This is a genomic window from Glutamicibacter bergerei (assembly GCF_054495185.1).
Genome location: NZ_CM137131.1, coordinates 2,466,184 through 2,481,015 on the forward strand (window position 1 = coordinate 2,466,184; position 14,832 = coordinate 2,481,015).

At 55.2% G+C, this 14,832-nt stretch carries 25 protein-coding genes; all 25 read right to left on the reverse strand.

The window, feature by feature from the left end; all coding sequences use genetic code 11:
* Positions 1-38: 38 nt before the first annotated feature.
* Positions 39-413 (reverse strand): 30S ribosomal protein S13, encoded by a 375-nt coding sequence (gene rpsM, locus ACX5K5_RS11405; protein WP_096256876.1) that lies wholly within the window; start codon positions 411-413, stop codon positions 39-41.
* 148 nt (positions 414-561) lie between these two features.
* A complete protein-coding gene (rpmJ, locus tag ACX5K5_RS11410) occupies positions 562-675 on the reverse strand; it encodes a 50S ribosomal protein L36 (RefSeq protein ID WP_013349661.1) in 114 nt (37 codons plus the stop codon).
* A 133-nt stretch (positions 676-808) separates the two neighbouring features.
* A complete protein-coding gene (gene infA / locus ACX5K5_RS11415; RefSeq protein WP_096256877.1) occupies positions 809-1,030 on the reverse strand; it encodes a translation initiation factor IF-1 in 222 nt (73 codons plus the stop codon).
* A gap of 207 nt (positions 1,031-1,237) precedes the next feature.
* Positions 1,238-2,068: a type I methionyl aminopeptidase gene (gene map, locus ACX5K5_RS11420; RefSeq protein ID WP_188684930.1), complete on the reverse strand. Its 831-nt coding sequence runs from the start codon at positions 2,066-2,068 to the stop codon at positions 1,238-1,240.
* Between the two features lie 131 nt (positions 2,069-2,199).
* Positions 2,200-2,772, reverse strand: coding sequence for an adenylate kinase (locus tag ACX5K5_RS11425; protein WP_459174420.1), 573 nt, complete (start codon positions 2,770-2,772; stop codon positions 2,200-2,202).
* Positions 2,769-4,073, reverse strand: coding sequence for a preprotein translocase subunit SecY (gene secY, locus ACX5K5_RS11430; protein ID WP_324093130.1), 1,305 nt, complete (start codon positions 4,071-4,073; stop codon positions 2,769-2,771). Before secY ends, ACX5K5_RS11425 begins: the two co-directional genes overlap by 4 nt.
* Positions 4,074-4,325: 252 nt before the next feature.
* Positions 4,326-4,781, reverse strand: coding sequence for a 50S ribosomal protein L15 (gene rplO / locus ACX5K5_RS11435; protein WP_096256881.1), 456 nt, complete (start codon positions 4,779-4,781; stop codon positions 4,326-4,328).
* Between the two features lie 2 nt (positions 4,782-4,783).
* Positions 4,784-4,990 carry a 50S ribosomal protein L30 gene (rpmD, locus tag ACX5K5_RS11440; RefSeq protein ID WP_096256882.1) on the reverse strand — a complete coding sequence of 69 codons (207 nt, stop codon included), beginning with the start codon at positions 4,988-4,990 and terminating at the stop codon, positions 4,784-4,786.
* 3 nt (positions 4,991-4,993) lie between these two features.
* Positions 4,994-5,674 (reverse strand): 30S ribosomal protein S5, encoded by a 681-nt coding sequence (gene rpsE, locus ACX5K5_RS11445; RefSeq protein WP_170947910.1) that lies wholly within the window; start codon positions 5,672-5,674, stop codon positions 4,994-4,996.
* Positions 5,675-5,703: 29 nt separating this feature from the next.
* Positions 5,704-6,075: a 50S ribosomal protein L18 gene (rplR, locus tag ACX5K5_RS11450; RefSeq protein WP_096256884.1), complete on the reverse strand. Its 372-nt coding sequence runs from the start codon at positions 6,073-6,075 to the stop codon at positions 5,704-5,706.
* 2 nt (positions 6,076-6,077) lie between these two features.
* The gene (rplF, locus tag ACX5K5_RS11455; RefSeq protein ID WP_096256885.1) at positions 6,078-6,614 is read right to left on the reverse strand and encodes a 50S ribosomal protein L6; all 537 of its coding nucleotides are present in this window, start codon (positions 6,612-6,614) and stop codon (positions 6,078-6,080) included.
* A gap of 20 nt (positions 6,615-6,634) precedes the next feature.
* A complete protein-coding gene (rpsH, locus tag ACX5K5_RS11460; protein ID WP_096256886.1) occupies positions 6,635-7,033 on the reverse strand; it encodes a 30S ribosomal protein S8 in 399 nt (132 codons plus the stop codon).
* A gap of 57 nt (positions 7,034-7,090) precedes the next feature.
* Complete coding sequence (gene rplE / locus ACX5K5_RS11465) at positions 7,091-7,660, reverse strand: 50S ribosomal protein L5 (protein WP_096256887.1); 570 nt, start codon at positions 7,658-7,660, stop codon at positions 7,091-7,093.
* Positions 7,660-8,004: a 50S ribosomal protein L24 gene (rplX, locus tag ACX5K5_RS11470; protein ID WP_096256888.1), complete on the reverse strand. Its 345-nt coding sequence runs from the start codon at positions 8,002-8,004 to the stop codon at positions 7,660-7,662. The genes rplE and rplX overlap by 1 nt, the downstream gene beginning before the upstream one ends.
* Before the next feature lie 2 nt (positions 8,005-8,006).
* Entirely contained in the window at positions 8,007-8,378 is a 372-nt protein-coding gene (rplN, locus tag ACX5K5_RS11475) for a 50S ribosomal protein L14 (RefSeq protein WP_096256889.1), read from the reverse strand.
* Between the two features lie 334 nt (positions 8,379-8,712).
* On the reverse strand, positions 8,713-9,657 hold the full coding sequence (locus ACX5K5_RS11480) for an endonuclease/exonuclease/phosphatase family protein (RefSeq protein WP_459174421.1): 945 nt from the start codon (positions 9,655-9,657) through the stop codon (positions 8,713-8,715).
* Between the two features lie 27 nt (positions 9,658-9,684).
* Positions 9,685-9,969, reverse strand: coding sequence for a VOC family protein (locus tag ACX5K5_RS11485; RefSeq protein WP_459174422.1), 285 nt, complete (start codon positions 9,967-9,969; stop codon positions 9,685-9,687).
* Positions 9,970-10,134: 165 nt separating this feature from the next.
* The gene (locus ACX5K5_RS11490) at positions 10,135-11,277 is read right to left on the reverse strand and encodes a GIY-YIG nuclease family protein (protein ID WP_346059040.1); all 1,143 of its coding nucleotides are present in this window, start codon (positions 11,275-11,277) and stop codon (positions 10,135-10,137) included.
* A gap of 197 nt (positions 11,278-11,474) precedes the next feature.
* A complete protein-coding gene (gene rpsQ / locus ACX5K5_RS11495; protein WP_096256894.1) occupies positions 11,475-11,762 on the reverse strand; it encodes a 30S ribosomal protein S17 in 288 nt (95 codons plus the stop codon).
* A complete protein-coding gene (gene rpmC / locus ACX5K5_RS11500; protein WP_096256895.1) occupies positions 11,762-12,031 on the reverse strand; it encodes a 50S ribosomal protein L29 in 270 nt (89 codons plus the stop codon). The genes rpsQ and rpmC overlap by 1 nt, the downstream gene beginning before the upstream one ends.
* Before the next feature lie 2 nt (positions 12,032-12,033).
* Positions 12,034-12,450, reverse strand: a complete 417-nt coding sequence (gene rplP / locus ACX5K5_RS11505) for a 50S ribosomal protein L16 (RefSeq protein ID WP_096256896.1) — start codon at positions 12,448-12,450, stop codon at positions 12,034-12,036.
* Positions 12,451-13,242, reverse strand: a complete 792-nt coding sequence (rpsC, locus tag ACX5K5_RS11510; RefSeq protein WP_096256897.1) for a 30S ribosomal protein S3 — start codon at positions 13,240-13,242, stop codon at positions 12,451-12,453.
* The gene (gene rplV, locus ACX5K5_RS11515) at positions 13,243-13,608 is read right to left on the reverse strand and encodes a 50S ribosomal protein L22 (protein WP_096256898.1); all 366 of its coding nucleotides are present in this window, start codon (positions 13,606-13,608) and stop codon (positions 13,243-13,245) included. It abuts the gene before it with no gap.
* Between the two features lie 59 nt (positions 13,609-13,667).
* On the reverse strand, positions 13,668-13,949 hold the full coding sequence (rpsS, locus tag ACX5K5_RS11520; protein ID WP_096256899.1) for a 30S ribosomal protein S19: 282 nt from the start codon (positions 13,947-13,949) through the stop codon (positions 13,668-13,670).
* 12 nt (positions 13,950-13,961) lie between these two features.
* On the reverse strand, positions 13,962-14,801 hold the full coding sequence (rplB, locus tag ACX5K5_RS11525) for a 50S ribosomal protein L2 (RefSeq protein WP_096256900.1): 840 nt from the start codon (positions 14,799-14,801) through the stop codon (positions 13,962-13,964).
* Positions 14,802-14,832 lie beyond the last annotated feature (31 nt).

The following is a 14,832-nucleotide window of genomic DNA, read 5'->3' on the forward strand; positions in this document are numbered from 1 at the left end:
CTCCTACGAAAAAAGTATTTGAACTAGATCGCTAAGATTTAGCGAGTCTTCTTCTTACCTGCGACGGTACGCTTCGGTCCCTTACGGGTGCGTGCGTTCGTCTTGGTGCGCTGACCGTGGACCGGCAGGCCCTTACGGTGACGAATACCTTCGTAGGATCCGATCTCGACCTTACGGCGGATGTCAGCCTGAACCTCACGGCGCAGGTCACCTTCTACCTTGTAAGTGCCTTCGACGAAGTCACGCAACTGAACGAGTTCAGCGTCGCTGAGATCCTTCACGCGAGTGTCCGGGCTAATGCCGGTCGCTGCGAGGGTCTCTTCTGCACGGGTCTTGCCCACGCCGTAGATGTAAGTCAGCGCGATAATTACGCGCTTCTCGCGTGGAATATCCACGCCTGCTAAACGAGCCAAGTGGCTACCTTTCAACCAACGGAGGTCTGGAACAGTACCACCCAGGATGATTTCTCCTGGCCCCGGCCTCCGAACCCGGGGGTGTGCATCGATTTCTCGATACGGTACTGCCTATATGACTACGCGTGGGAAATTCCGAAGAACGGAATTAGCCCTGACGCTGCTTGTGGCGTGGATTTTCGCAGATCACCATGACCACGCCATTACGACGGATCACCTTGCACTTATCGCAGATCGGCTTCACGCTAGGGTTAACCTTCAAGGCTTTGTCCTTTGGCGGTTGCAGTTATTGTGTGGAGCAGTAAACAAACAGCTTGTCCCAAGAACATTAGTCAGACGGACGTTAGCAACGATTTCTCGTCAACGTCCGTCAAAAATGTCTATGGACTGCAGATTTACTTGTAGCGGTAAACGATACGGCCTCTGTTGAGGTCGTATGGGCTCATTTCAACCTGCACACGATCCTCTGGGAGGATACGAATGTAGTGCTGACGCATCTTACCCGAGATAGTTGCAAGTACTACGTGACCGTTTGGCAGCTCTACGCGAAACATCGCGTTCGGCAGCGCTTCGGACACAGAGCCCTCTACCTGGATGACGCCTTCCTTCTTGCCCATTTTCCCCGCTAACTTTTGTTGCCAATGATTTTCCATTAACAAGTAATTGGTTCTGATTGTTTCAACTTCGCCAAAGCTCCTGAGAGTTTTAGGCGCATTAAATAGACAACCAAAAATTAAGAATACGCCATCAGCAGAGCCAAGGACAAATCCAAGGGCGCACTAAAAATGTTAGTTCCGGCACCTCGTGGGTACCGGAACTACGAATTACGCTGTGATGGGCGATGGAGTGACGCCAAATGGTGCCAGTCCGGCCGCTCCCCCATCATGGGCACTGAGTACCCAAATGCCACCCAAGTGGATGGCCACGGTGTGCTCCCACTGCGAGGCGTTGGCCTTATCGTCGGTGACGACGGTCCAGTCATCTTCCAACACCGAGGTGCCGATCTGGCCACGAACCAACATTGGCTCGATAGCCAAAGCCATCCCTGGCTTGATCCGTGGGCCACGGTGTCCGGTGTTGTAGTTCAACACGTCCGGAGCCATATGCATGGCCGAGCCGATCCCGTGGCCACAGTAGTCTTCCAAGATCCCCAGCGGAGCACCTGGCTGAGAGCTGACAAAGTCATCAATGGCTTCACCGATCTGACCGATGAAACGTGCCTTGGAGAACGCGGCAATGCCGGCCCACATAGCCTGCTCGGTGATCTCGCTCAAACGCTGGTCGGCAGGATCAACGTTGCCAATCAGCACGGTGCGAGCCGAGTCCGAGTGCCAGCCGTCGATAATCGCGCCGCCGTCAATCTTGAGTACGTCACCATCTTTGAGTTCATAGTCGCTGGGGAAACCGTGAACCACTTCGTGGTTTACCGAGGCACAGATGGATGCCGGGAAGCCGTGGTAACCCAAGAAGTTACTGGTAGCTCCGTGGCGTTCGAGAACCTTCGCGAAGATCGCGTCGATTGACTTGGTGGTGACGCCCGGGCGAGCGGCGGCGCTGGCTTCATCCAGTGCTTCGGCGAGAACCAGACCGGCCTCGCGCATTTTTAGTATCTGCGAATTGGTTTTGTACTCAATTCGCGGCTGACCTAGAGCCAAGGTAATGCTCCTTAATTCTTATATTTACAATCCGCATGCGGGTTGTTTGCTTCGCTGAAACTACATAGGGACCGGGCCACGGCCTGCACAGGCTGGTTGTGGCTCGGTCCCTATGTGTGAACTGGTATTTGCTAGGCGCTGACGTTCAAGGCCGCGAGCACGCGCTCGGTGACCTCGTCAATGGCACCGAGGCCATCTACCTTGCGGACAATGCCACGCTCTTCATAACGGTCAACCACGATGCGGGTCTCTTCGTTGTACAGGCTCAGGCGGTGACGGATGACCTCTTCGGTATCATCTGCACGGCCTTCGATTTCTGCACGCTTGAGCAGACGAGCTACGAGCTCATCATCATCTGCGGTGAGCTGCAAGACTGCATCCAACTCAACGTTCTGAGCTTTGAGCATTGCATCCAAAGCATCAACCTGTGCGCTGGTGCGTGGGTAGCCATCAAGCAAGAAGCCGTTGGCTACGTCTTCTTGTGCCAGACGATCTTCAACCATGTTGTTGGTGACCGAGTCTGGGACGAAGTTGCCGGCGTCAATGTACTTCTTAGCTTCAACACCCAGTGGGGTGCCGCCCTTGACGTTGGCACGGAAGATGTCACCGGTGGAGATCGCGACGATCTCCAGACGCTCGGAGATCTTCACTGCCTGGGTGCCTTTGCCGGCACCTGGCGGACCAATAATTAGCAGTCGACTCATCGCAGTAGCCCTTCGTAGTTTCGTTGCTGCATTTGAGCATTGATTTGTTTGACGGTTTCCAGACCCACACCAACCATGATGAGAATCGAGGTGCCGCCAAATGGGAAGTTCTGGTCAGCGTTGAACAGCACAAAGGCGATCAGCGGGATCAACGCAACGAACGCCAGATACAAGGCGCCCGCAAAAGTGATTCGTGAAATCACGAACTGCAGGTAATCTGCGGTTGGCTTACCGGCACGAATGCCTGGAATGAAGCCACCGTACTTCTTCATATTGTCCGAGACCTCAACAGGGTTGAAGGTAATCGCCACATAGAAGTAGGTGAAGCCAATGATAAACAGCGTGTAAACAAGCATGTACCACGGCGAGGAGGACGCCGAGTGGGTCTGCAACCACATCGCCCATTCAGGCAGCGTGCCGTCATCATTCTGATTGAACGAAACAATCATCTGCGGCAGTGCAAGAATCGAGCTGGCGAAGATCACCGGGATCACGTTCGCCATGTTGACCTTCAGCGGGATGTAGGTGGACGTTCCACCCACGGTACGTCGCCCGATGGTGCGCTTGGCGTACTGCACCGGAACACGGCGCTGAGACTGCTCCACGAACACCACAAGTGCAATCACCAACAAGCCCACGGCGATAACACCAAGGAAGGTGCCCCAACCCTGCGACTGCTGGATAGCACCCATAGCCGATGGGAAGCCCGAAGCGATCGAGATGAAGATCAGGATGGACATGCCGTTGCCGATACCGCGCTCGGTGATCATTTCGCCCATCCACATGATCAGGCCGGTGCCTGCGGTCAGTGCGAAGATCATCAGCAAGATCACCATGATGGAATCATCTGGGATCAGCGGAAGGGTACAGCTTGGGAAAAGTCCGCCGGTACGCGCCAAGGTGATCAACGTGGTGCCCTGAAGTAGGGCCAACGCGATGGTCAGGTAGCGGGTGTACTGGGTCAGTTTGCCTTGGCCTGCTTGGCCTTCTTTATGCAGCTCTTCGAAGTGCGGGATCACCACACGCAATAGTTGCACAATGATGGCGGCCGTAATGTACGGCATGATACCCATGGCAAAGATCGATACCTGCAACAGGGCGCCGCCGCTGAAGAGGTTAACGAACTGATAAAGACCACCGGTGGTTGAACCCATCGCCAGACACTGCTGAACGTTGCTGTAATCGACACCCGGGGCCGGAATGAAAACGCCGACTCGATAGATCGCAATGATCCCGAGGGTGAAAAGCAATTTGTTGCGCAGGTCAGGCGTCCGAAAAACTCGGGCTATGGCGCTGAACAAGCGTCCTCCTGAAGTATGTGCCTGAGTCTCGATAAAGACTCTTGCTATGACCTAATGATTCTAGCCGTCTAATGTACTATCGTGCCAAATACGCCACACAGTCAGCAGCCGTTTTTTAGCGTTATTGGCATAAAATCGGCGTGTTACGTGGATTTACTTCGCGTCATAGTCGCATGATGAAAGATAAGAAAATCCCCGGTGAGCTTGTCTAAACAAGCTCACCGGGGATTTAGCTTAAGCTCAAACCCTGATTTAGAGGGTTTCTGCCTGGCCGCCAGCAGCAGCGATCTTCTCGGTTGCGGAAGTCGAGTAGGCGTTAACCTTCACGTCAACCTTGACCGTTAGGTCGCCGGTGCCAAGCACCTTGACTGGCTGGTTCTTGCGAACTGCGCCCTTAGCAACAAGTGCCTCGACGGTGACTTCGCCACCCTCTGGGAACAATTCCGAGATCTTGTCCAGGTTTACAACCTGGTACTCGACGCGGAATGGGTTCTTGAAGCCTCGCAGCTTTGGCAGACGCATGTGCAGCGGAAGCTGTCCACCTGCGAAGCCTGCCTTGACCTGGTAACGAGCCTTCGTGCCCTTCATACCACGGCCTGCAGTCTTACCCTTGGATGCCTCGCCACGACCAACACGGGTCTTAGCTTTCTTGGCACCTTCAGCGGGACGCAGGTGGTGGATCTTAAGTGCGGATTCTTTTATAGCCATCTTTACTTAGCCTCCTCAACCTTCAACAGGTGCGGGACCTTGTTGACCATACCTACGGTCACAGGGTCAGCGGTGCGGACAACGGTGTGTCCGATACGCTTCAGACCCAGCGAGCGAACGATATCGCGCTGAACCTGGCTACCACCAATGATGGACTTGATCTGGGTGATTTCCAGAGTGACGTCGCTTGGAACAATGTTCTTAGCCATTGATTAAGCACCAGCCTTCTGGGTCTGGATGTGACGCAACATAGCTGCTGGAGCAACTTCGTCCAGTGGAAGACCACGGCGAGCTGCAACTGCTGCAGGCTCTTCGAGACCCTTCAGCGCGGCAATGGTGCCCTTCACGATGTTGATCTGGTTGCTTGAACCCATCGACTTCGAAAGGATGTCCTGGATACCAGCACATTCCAACACGGCACGCACCGGACCGCCGGCGATAACGCCGGTACCCGGGGATGCTGGACGGAGCAAGACGACGCCAGCGGCGGCCTCACCCTTGACCAGGTGTGGGATGGTTCCGCCAACGCGTGGAACGCGGAAGAAGGACTTCTTAGCCTCTTCAACGCCCTTGGCGATAGCTGCTGGAACTTCCTTGGCCTTACCGTAGCCAACGCCGACCATTCCGTCGCCGTCGCCTACAACGACAAGTGCGGTGAAGCTAAAGCGACGACCACCCTTGACGACCTTGGATACGCGGTTGATAGCTACAACGCGCTCAAGGAACTTGTCCTTGTCGTCATTGCGGCTGTCCTTCGAATCGCGGCCACGGCCACGACCCTCGCCACGGCCACGGCCTTCTCCACCACGTCCACGTCCTTCGCCGCGAGCGGCGCCGGTCTTTTCCGTGGCAGGAGCTGCAGCGGTCGAGGCTGCTTCAGTAGCTTCAGACACCTGAGTTTCCTTCTTGTTAGTAGCTTCGCTCACAGTGCCAGCCCACCTTCACGTGCGCCGTCAGCAATAGCTGCCACGCGACCGTGGTAGCGGTTGCCACCGCGGTCGAAGACAACTGCTTCAATCCCAGCAGCCTTGGCGCGCTCTGCAACGAGCTCACCAACGCGCTTGGACTTTGCGGTCTTGTCTGCATCGCTTGCGCGAAGATCTGCTTCCATGGTCGAAGCGCTGGCCAGGGTAAGACCCTGTGAGTCGTCCACGATCTGTACGAACATGTGACGAGCCGAGCGGTTGATGACCAGGCGTGGGCGTACCGAGGTACCAACGATGCGCTTGCGCACACGGATGTGGCGACGTCCGCGTGAAGCGGAGCGGCTCTTGCCCTTGATTCCGATAGCCATAATTATTTACCAGCCTTTCCGACCTTGCGGCGGATGATCTCGCCAGCGTAGCGAATGCCCTTGCCCTTGTAAGGCTCGGTCTTACGCAGCTTGCGGATATTGGCGGCAACTTCACCGACGTGCTGCTTATCAATACCAGCGATGGTGATTTTGTTGTTGCCTTCGACGGTAAAGGTAATGCCATCAACGGCGTTTACCTTGACAGGGTGCGAGTAACCCAGAGCAAGCTCCAGGTCTGAGCCCTTGGCAACCACACGGTAACCGGTACCGTGGATTTCAAGCTTCTTTTCGTATCCCTCGGTCACACCGATGATCATGTTGTTGATCAAGGTGCGGTTCAAGCCGTGCAACGAGCGCGATTCGCGGTTGTCGTTCGGGCGGGACACGGTAACGGTGTTCTCATCCTTGGCAACGGTGATAGGTGCCTGAACGGTGTGCGTAAGCTCACCCTTCGGGCCCTTAGCGGTGACCTTCTGGCCATCCACAGTCATCTCAACGTTTGCTGGGACGGTAATCGGAAGACGTCCAATACGTGACATTGTCTGTTGCTCCCTTTCCGTTACCAGACGTAGGCGAGGACTTCCCCACCTACGCCCTTCTTTGCAGCCTGACGGTCAGTAAGCAGACCGGAGGAGGTGGACAGGATTGCGATACCAAGACCACCGAGCACGTGAGGCAAGTTGGTGGACTTTGCGTATACACGCAAGCCTGGCTTGGAGATACGGCGTACGCCAGCGATTGAACGCTCACGCGATGGGCCGAACTTCAGGTTGATGGTCAGCGTCTTGCCGACTTCTGCTGCAACTTCCTCGAACGAGGCAATGTAGCCCTGTTCCTTGAGGATGTTAGCAATGCGTACTTTGAGCTTGCTCGATGGCATCGACACAGTGTCGTGGTATGCCGAGTTAGCGTTACGCAGTCGAGTCAGCATATCTGCGACTGGATCTGTCATAGACATGTGGGCTTCAGCCCTTCCTCGTTACGGTTTCCTTAGCGGACCTGTAACGTAGTGAGATTAGTTGGAGGTCTTGAACGGGAAGCCCAGAGCCTTGAGCAAGGCACGGCCTTCATCGTCAGATTTGGCGGTGGTCACCACAGTGATGTCCATACCGCGCACGCGATCGATCTTGTCCTGATCGATTTCATGGAACATCGACTGTTCGGTCAGACCGAAAGTGTAGTTGCCATTGCCATCGAACTGACGGTCGCTCAGACCGCGGAAGTCGCGGATACGAGGCAGTGCCAGGGTGATCAAACGATCAACGAATTCCCACATGCGATCATTGCGCAAGGTGGTGTGGGTACCAATTGGCATGCCTTCGCGCAGCTTGAACTGTGCGATCGACTTGCGAGCCTTGGTAACCACTGGCTTCTGACCGGTAATTGCGGTCAGATCGCGAACGGCGCCTTCGATGAGCTTCGAATCCTTAGCGGCCTCGCCGACACCCATGTTCACAACAACCTTGGTCAGGGTTGGAACCTGCATTGGGTTGCCGTAGCTGAACTGCTCCTGCAATGCAGGGCGGATGTCTGCGGCGTACTTAGCCTTCAGACGTGGCTGGATCTTGGTGGCTGTCTCAGTCATTACAGATCCTTTCCGGAAGCCTTGGCGTAACGGACGCGCACAGTCTTGGACACACCGTTCTTTTCGACAGTTTCCTCACGGAAACCAACGCGGGTTGGCTTCTTGGTTTCTGGGTCAACCACTGCCACGTTAGAAACGTGAACTGGTGCCTCAACAACCTCGATGCCACCGGAGGTGGTTCCGTTTTCGGACTGGCCGGCCTTGGTGTGCTTGGTGACGCGGTTAACGCCTTCAACAAGTACGCGCGAAGTGGCGGTGATGACAGTCAGGACCTTGCCCTGCTTGCCACGTTCCTTGCCCGAGATGATCTGAACCAGATCACCCTTCTTAATCTTTGCACCCATGCTTACAGCACCTCCGGAGCCAGGGAAACGATCTTCATGAACTTCTTGTCACGAAGCTCGCGGCCCACTGGGCCGAAGATACGAGTTCCACGAGGATCTGCGGCGTCACCCTTGAGGATCACTGCAGCGTTCTCGTCGAACTTGATGTAGGAACCGTCTGCACGACGGATTTCCTTCTTGGTGCGAACGATGACAGCCTTGACGACGTCACCCTTCTTTACGTTGCCGCCTGGGATTGCATCCTTGACGGTGGCGACAATAGTGTCACCAATGCTTGCGTAGCGACGCTTGGAGCCACCGAGCACGTTGATGGTAAGGATTTCCTTAGCACCAGTGTTATCGGCAACCTTAAGTCGCGACTCTTTCTGAATCACTGCTTACTCCTGTCGTCTCGCTGGTTCTCATAAATGAGCCTTGCGGAACGGATATGGTCTCCACGATACGTATCGCTTACCCCCACCGACGCGGGCGCACCGAATGCTGATCCCAATTGTTGGCAGGGCCGAGGCGTAAAATACCGAGGCTGTACTGCGCGGCAAGACGGTGTCAGGCCGCACTGCACTACACCGAAGGTGGATAGTCCCCGAATGAAGCGCGCACAGGTTTTCAAGTCTAGCCTAGATTGGCATCATTTAGAAATGGTGTGGTAGGGCGTAACTGAGCGTTGTTGGTCACACCATCCCGGGATCTACCGCGTAATTTCGGGGATTAGAACCGCGCGGTCGCATGCACCGCAAGATGATCCGAACCGGAGACCGGCGTCGCACCCGCTTGAGAGAACGTCACGGCCTGTCCGATAATGTGATCTATCTCTATGACCGGGAACGGGAGCATTCCCTGGGGCCACGTCGCTTGCGGACGCAAGCCGCTTGCCTCGGCCAAGCCGGCAACGGCATCTGTGTACAGCCGGTGTCCCCGAGTTGAGTTGAAATCACCGGCGAGAATCATCGGGGATTCAGAATGCGCCTGTACCCACGTATCGATTGCCGACAAACCTCGGCGCCACCGCTTTGCATCCTTCAGCGGCGGATAGACGTGCACACCGGCAACCAGTACACGTTGCTGAGCCACGTCTACCTCGACAGTTGGCATGGCAAACCATCCGGTATCTCGCTCGCTGAGCCCCGAATCGATCTCGGTCATCGGGTTCTTGGAGAAGATCACGGTGTCACGCACTCCCCCGGCAGGCGCCTGCGCTGTCCTGAAATCCAGGCCTTCCAACGCACCAAGAGAAGTTAAGTCCTTGTGTAGTCTCTCGTTGGTCTCCACCAAGATCAGAAGGTCAGGTTGTACTTCTTTGATCAGCGCGGCCAGTTCATTGCTACTTGCTTCGGCGCGGTAGGCGTTGAAGCTCAGCACTCGTAACTCAGCCGTGGATTCGCTTTGGCCGGATGGCGCCATGTGTACCTGCGGAATAAGGCCAATGACTAACAAGACCACAAACACCACTGCTGTCCTGCGTTTCCTTTTCAACATCGTGAGAATCAAAGCCCCGAGCGGGACGAGCAACAACCAACTGGCAAAGGCTTGAACCTTAGGAACGATTCCGCCGGCCAACCAGGGCACATACGGCAAGGCGGCGAGGAGCGCCGATATGACGATCAACAGAATCAAAAAAGTGCTCTGCTGTTGTTGCTGACCGTCTTTTCTCATATGTCGACTTTATCGGTTCAACATCGGCTAGCCCTGCTGTTCAGTCGCCCACCGCGCAACACGTTCTTTGCTCTCTTCTTCGGAAAGATCTACTACTCTGCACATCAGTGACCAGCGCGCACCGAAGGGATCAATAATTGACGCGAAACGATCTCCCGACACGAAGGTTGCCGCCGGCTCTCGAATATGCGCACCGGTAGCCACGGCCTTGGCCAGCAGCTCGTCCACGTCCTGGCAGTACAGCGCCATGGAATAACAAGCGTTCGGCGGCTCAGCCGACTCAACCAGACCGTAATCATGATCCTGCAACACGTGGTTCAGTTCAGTTCATCGCAGTTGTGATGAACTCTGGTTCCACCAGTTCCAGTTTTGCTCTAGGTTTTCTTTAGGCACAGCCGGATTCCCCGTGATCGACAATTGGCGGCGGGCTGTACCTTCGTGGCTACACCGACCATACTTTGAGTTTTTCCTCAGTTGTCACATCGACGGAGCGACGTCGATCCATTTCACAGCTTTGCTATTCATGTCTAAGTGGTCACCTATCCGCGCTCCCACATACGTCGCAAGAAGGTCCTTACTGGCTGGGTCTGTTATCGGAAAGACCACTTTGCCCTGTCCTGGGTCAAGCCACGATTCTGTAGACGCAATATCTAGTTTCCAGATACCCAAGATAATTTTTGTGCCGCTAACTGCGCCTACTAGAAACCGCGGTCTTTCCGAGTCCGCCAACAAGGCCCTGTCTTCCGGCGTGAGTAACCTGCTCAGCGTACGTCCTGAAGTTAGCGAGGACGAACTCTTGTCCCAGAATTTTTCCACACGGTCTTTCAATGCGTCATGGCCCAAACCGGGTTGTAACCCGGTGCGTGTATCACCCACGTCTTCAAAGACTTTGTCATTGATCTGAACATAAACGAATGAACCCGAAAGATCCTTATATAGCTCTTGGAGTGTTACTCCTCGGCCTGCTGCTGGAAGAGAATCCATAGCATCCAGCCCCATATCAGCTAGGTACTGAAAGTACGGATTTTGGAATCGCACGGCGCCTTGATCTTCTACAGATTTAATCAACGCTCTGATGCCCTCAAGAACCGGGTGCAAGTTCTTTGAACGCAATGAAGGGGTCACCCACCAACGCTGATATACCCCTGGTTCAGCTGGGTCAGTTGACGGTGCAATGTCTGTCACCTCAAGTGCTCGATTTACCCCGTCTATCCATTCCCACCGTACATAAATGCCGTTCTTTACCGGGAGATTGTGCTGTGGATAGAAGGCACGGGGTCGAAATACAGTGGATCCCTCCAAACCATTGACTGAATTAAATCGCCCGTCATGCTTAACCAGATCGATAGCGAGGCTCTCAAAAATATTGGTATCTTCAGCTGAAGCTACCTCCAGGTTCTGGAAGCTGATTCTCCATGCTTCGTGTCCAGCCAATCGCTGTTGCAGCTTAGTGTTATGACTTTTGAAATGCTTCAAAGCGCGGCCAGGAGTCACGGATTGACCAATATAAACAACTTCACGTTCGGATTCCGAAGGGTCGATTGAAATGCAATACACGTGGTCGACGCGCCCTGGAAAAACGGGTTGTTTGGCTGCAACATCACTATTCATGTCATTCATCAAATTCACATTACTTGACGTATTTTGCGGGCTCCACCGCAGTCCGGCTAATACGCGCGGGCATAGGCTCTCTCCTTCTAGCTGCCCAACAACAAGATCAAGAGTATTCGGGCACGCAAAAACGCCCCGAACTCTTCTTGCGAAGTGTTCGGGGCGTTTTCAGATATTCACGTAATCCGTGAAATCACTAAGAAAGCTTACTTAGCCTTCTCAACGATCTCAACGAGACGCCAGTTCTTGTCTGCTGACAATGGGCGAGTCTCTGCGATTACAACCAAGTCGCCAATGCCGGCTTCATTGTTCTCGTCGTGAGCCTTCACGTTCTTGTTGCGACGCATGACCTTGCCGTAAAGGGCGTGCTTAACACGGTCCTCAACGTCAACGACGATGGTCTTCTGCATTTTGTCGGAAACCACGTAACCACGGAGGGTCTTGCGGTCGTTGCGCTCTACAGCTGCATCCACGACGTTATCCTTCTCGCTCATTACTTGGTTTCCTTGCCCTTCTTGGTCTCTTCAACCGGGACAACGACTTCCTGACGAAGACCCAATTCACGCTCACGCATTACAGTGTAAATGCGTGCGATATCGCGCTTAATGGACTTCAAGTTGCCGTGAGTTTCTAGCTGGCCGGTAGCCGACTGGAAACGCAGGTTGAACAGTTCTGCCTTGGCCTTCTTCAATTCCTCGTTCAAACGAGCATTATCGAAGCCGTCCAGGGACTCGACGCTTAGATCCTTAGAACCAATAGCCATCCCTATTCACCACCCTCACGACGCACGATACGTGCCTTCAATGGCAGCTTGTGGATTGCTAGGCGCAATGCCTCTTTAGCTACCTCTTCGGAGACGCCATCAAGTTCAAACAAGATGCGTCCTGGCTTTACGTTGGCAACCCACCACTCCGGGGAACCCTTACCGGAACCCATGCGGGTTTCGGCTGGCTTCTTCGTCAGTGGACGGTCTGGGTAAATATTGATCCAGACCTTACCGCCACGCTTGATGTGACGGGTCATCGCGATACGAGCTGCCTCGATCTGACGGTTGGTCACGTAAGCAGGAGTAAGAGCCTGAATGCCGTATTCACCGAATGAAACAGTGGTTCCGCCCTTGGCAGCGCCGGAGCGCTTTGGGTGGTGCTGCTTACGGAACTTTACTCGACGTGGGATAAGCATTTAAGCCTGTCCTCCTTCCGCAGCCGGAGCTGCAGCGCCCTTGCTACGTTCTGGACGTCGACGACGCTCGCCACCACGTGGACGATCGTTGCCAGCGCCACCACGGCCACCGCGTGCCGGAGCGGCAGCGGCCTGCTGTGCAGCAAGTTCCTTGGCGGTTACGTCACCCTTGTAGATCCAAACCTTTACGCCGATACGGCCGAAGGTGGTCTTGGCTTCGAACTTACCAAAGTCGATGTTCGCACGCAGGGTGTGCAGTGGCACACGACCTTCGCGGTAGAACTCCTTGCGGGACATTTCTGCACCGCCAAGTCGACCGGAGCACTGAACGCGGATGCCCTTGGCACCAGCGCGCATTGCCGACTGCATTGCCTTCTTCATCGCGCGGCGGAAAGCCACACGTGAAGCAAGCTGCTCGGCGATGCCCTGGGCGACCAACTGGGCCTCCATGTCAGGGTTCTTGACCTCGAGGATGTTCAGCTGAACCTGCTTAGCTGTCATCTTCTCCAGTGCGCCACGGATGCGATCTGCTTCGGCGCCGCGGCGACCGATAACGATGCCCGGACGTGCGGTGTGGATATCCACACGAACACGGTCACGAGTACGTTCGATCTCTACGCGGGCAATGCCTGCACGATCCATTCCGGTAGACAGCAATGCGCGGATTTTTACGTCTTCTTTTACGTAATCTGCGTAGCGCTGTCCTGGCTTGCTGCTATCGGCGAACCAGTGCGAAACGTGGTCAGTGGTGATGCCGAGACGGAAACCGTTCGGGTTTACCTTCTGTCCCATTTAGTTCTCCCCACCCTTCTCCGGGGTTGAAACAACCACGGTGACGTGGCTGGTGCGCTTCTTGATCTGGAATGCGCGACCCTGAGCTCGCGGCTGGAACCGCTTCATGGTCGGTCCCTCGTCAACAAACGCTTCGCTGATGATCAGCTCGTCCTCATTGAATGCTTCACCTGCGCGGTCCGCGGCGGCACGGGCGTTAGCCACTGCCGATGCGACAACCTTGTACACTGGCTCCGAAGCTGCCTGTGGGGCAAACTTCAAGATAGCCAGCGCTTCGTTCGTCTGTAGACCACGAACAAGGTTGACGACGCGCCGGGCCTTCATAGGCGTCACGCGGATATGGCGCGCAATTGCCTTGGCTTCCATTGCTTTCCTTCTCTCGTCTTTCGAAGAAGTGCTAAGCATCTCTAGATCCCTTGCGGGACCTAGCGACGCTTGCCCTTCTTGTCGTCCTTCACGTGGCCACGGAACGTGCGGGTCAATGCAAACTCTCCGAGCTTGTGACCGACCATTGATTCGGTAACAAACACAGGAATGTGCTTACGACCGTCGTGCACGGCGATGGTGTGTCCCAGCATGTCCGGGATGATCATCGAACGGCGGGACCACGTCTTGATGACGTTCTTGGTGCCCTTTTCGTTCTCAGCTTCGACCTTGAGGAAGAGGTGCTGATCGACGAAGGGGCCTTTCTTCAGGCTGCGTGGCATGTTTCCAGGCTCCTATCGCTTGTTCTTGCCGGTCTTGCGACGACGCACAATGAGCTTGTCGCTTTCCTTATTTGGACGACGAGTACGACCCTCGCGCTTACCGTTCGGGTTGACTGGGTGACGTCCACCGGACGTCTTACCCTCGCCACCACCGTGCGGGTGATCAATTGGGTTCATGGCAACGCCACGCACGGTTGGGCGAACGCCCTTCCAGCGCATACGGCCAGCCTTACCCCAGTTGATGTTGATCTGCTCAGCGTTACCAACTTCGCCGATGGTTGCGCGGCAGCGCACATCAACGTTGCGGATTTCGCCGGATGGCAGACGCAACTGCGCGAAGCGGCCTTCACGAGCTACAAGCTGGATCGATGAGCCAGCGGAGCGAGCCATTTTGGCGCCACCGCCTGGGCGCAACTCGACAGCGTGGATAACTGAACCAACAGGGATGTTACGAAGCGGCAGGTTGTTACCTGGCTTGATATCCGCTGCTGGGCCGGCCTCGACCTTGTCGCCCTGCTTGAGGTTGTTCGGTGCCACGATGTAGCGCTTGGTTCCATCAATGTAGTGGAGCAAAGCGATACGTGCGGTGCGGTTCGGATCGTACTCGATGTGAGCAACGGTTGCCGGAACGCCATCTTTGTCATGACGACGGAAGTCGATGACGCGGTAGGCACGCTTGTGTCCGCCACCCTTGTGTCGGGTGGTGATCTTACCGGAGTTGTTACGGCCGCCAGTCTTGGTGAGTGGACGAACCAGTGACTTTTCCGGAGTCGATCGGGTGATTTCTGCGAAGTCAGCTACCGACGAGCCACGAAGACCCGGGGTAGTTGGCTTGTACTTACGAATTCCCATTATTTATATTCCTCGTTAAAGTGGTCTCCGC

What these genes read in the sequence shown, in the direction of transcription:
- infA (WP_096256877.1), bottom strand. Translation starts at nt 1,030, where the DNA reads ATGGGCAAGAAGGAAGGCGTCATCCAGGTAGAGGGCTCTGTGTCCGAA.
- ACX5K5_RS11425 (WP_459174420.1), bottom strand. Translation starts at nt 2,772, where the DNA reads ATGAGTCGACTGCTAATTATTGGTCCGCCAGGTGCCGGCAAAGGCACC.
- rplO (WP_096256881.1), bottom strand. Translation starts at nt 4,781, where the DNA reads ATGGCTATAAAAGAATCCGCACTTAAGATCCACCACCTGCGTCCCGCT.
- rpmD (WP_096256882.1), bottom strand. Translation starts at nt 4,990, where the DNA reads ATGGCTAAGAACATTGTTCCAAGCGACGTCACTCTGGAAATCACCCAG.
- rplR (WP_096256884.1), bottom strand. Translation starts at nt 6,075, where the DNA reads ATGGCTATCGGAATCAAGGGCAAGAGCCGCTCCGCTTCACGCGGACGT.
- rplF (WP_096256885.1), bottom strand. Translation starts at nt 6,614, where the DNA reads ATGTCACGTATTGGACGTCTTCCGATTACCGTCCCAGCAAACGTTGAG.
- rpsH (WP_096256886.1), bottom strand. Translation starts at nt 7,033, where the DNA reads ATGTCTATGACAGATCCAGTCGCAGATATGCTGACTCGACTGCGTAAC.
- rplE (WP_096256887.1), bottom strand. Translation starts at nt 7,660, where the DNA reads ATGACTGAGACAGCCACCAAGATCCAGCCACGTCTGAAGGCTAAGTAC.
- rplX (WP_096256888.1), bottom strand. Translation starts at nt 8,004, where the DNA reads ATGGGTGCAAAGATTAAGAAGGGTGATCTGGTTCAGATCATCTCGGGC.
- ACX5K5_RS11480 (WP_459174421.1), bottom strand. Translation starts at nt 9,657, where the DNA reads ATGAGAAAAGACGGTCAGCAACAACAGCAGAGCACTTTTTTGATTCTG.
- ACX5K5_RS11490 (WP_346059040.1), bottom strand. Translation starts at nt 11,277, where the DNA reads ATGAATGACATGAATAGTGATGTTGCAGCCAAACAACCCGTTTTTCCA.
- rpsQ (WP_096256894.1), bottom strand. Translation starts at nt 11,762, where the DNA reads ATGAGCGAGAAGGATAACGTCGTGGATGCAGCTGTAGAGCGCAACGAC.
- rpmC (WP_096256895.1), bottom strand. Translation starts at nt 12,031, where the DNA reads ATGGCTATTGGTTCTAAGGATCTAAGCGTCGAGTCCCTGGACGGCTTC.
- rplP (WP_096256896.1), bottom strand. Translation starts at nt 12,450, where the DNA reads ATGCTTATCCCACGTCGAGTAAAGTTCCGTAAGCAGCACCACCCAAAG.
- rpsC (WP_096256897.1), bottom strand. Translation starts at nt 13,242, where the DNA reads ATGGGACAGAAGGTAAACCCGAACGGTTTCCGTCTCGGCATCACCACT.
- rplV (WP_096256898.1), bottom strand. Translation starts at nt 13,608, where the DNA reads ATGGAAGCCAAGGCAATTGCGCGCCATATCCGCGTGACGCCTATGAAG.
- rpsS (WP_096256899.1), bottom strand. Translation starts at nt 13,949, where the DNA reads ATGCCACGCAGCCTGAAGAAAGGCCCCTTCGTCGATCAGCACCTCTTC.
- rplB (WP_096256900.1), bottom strand. Translation starts at nt 14,801, where the DNA reads ATGGGAATTCGTAAGTACAAGCCAACTACCCCGGGTCTTCGTGGCTCG.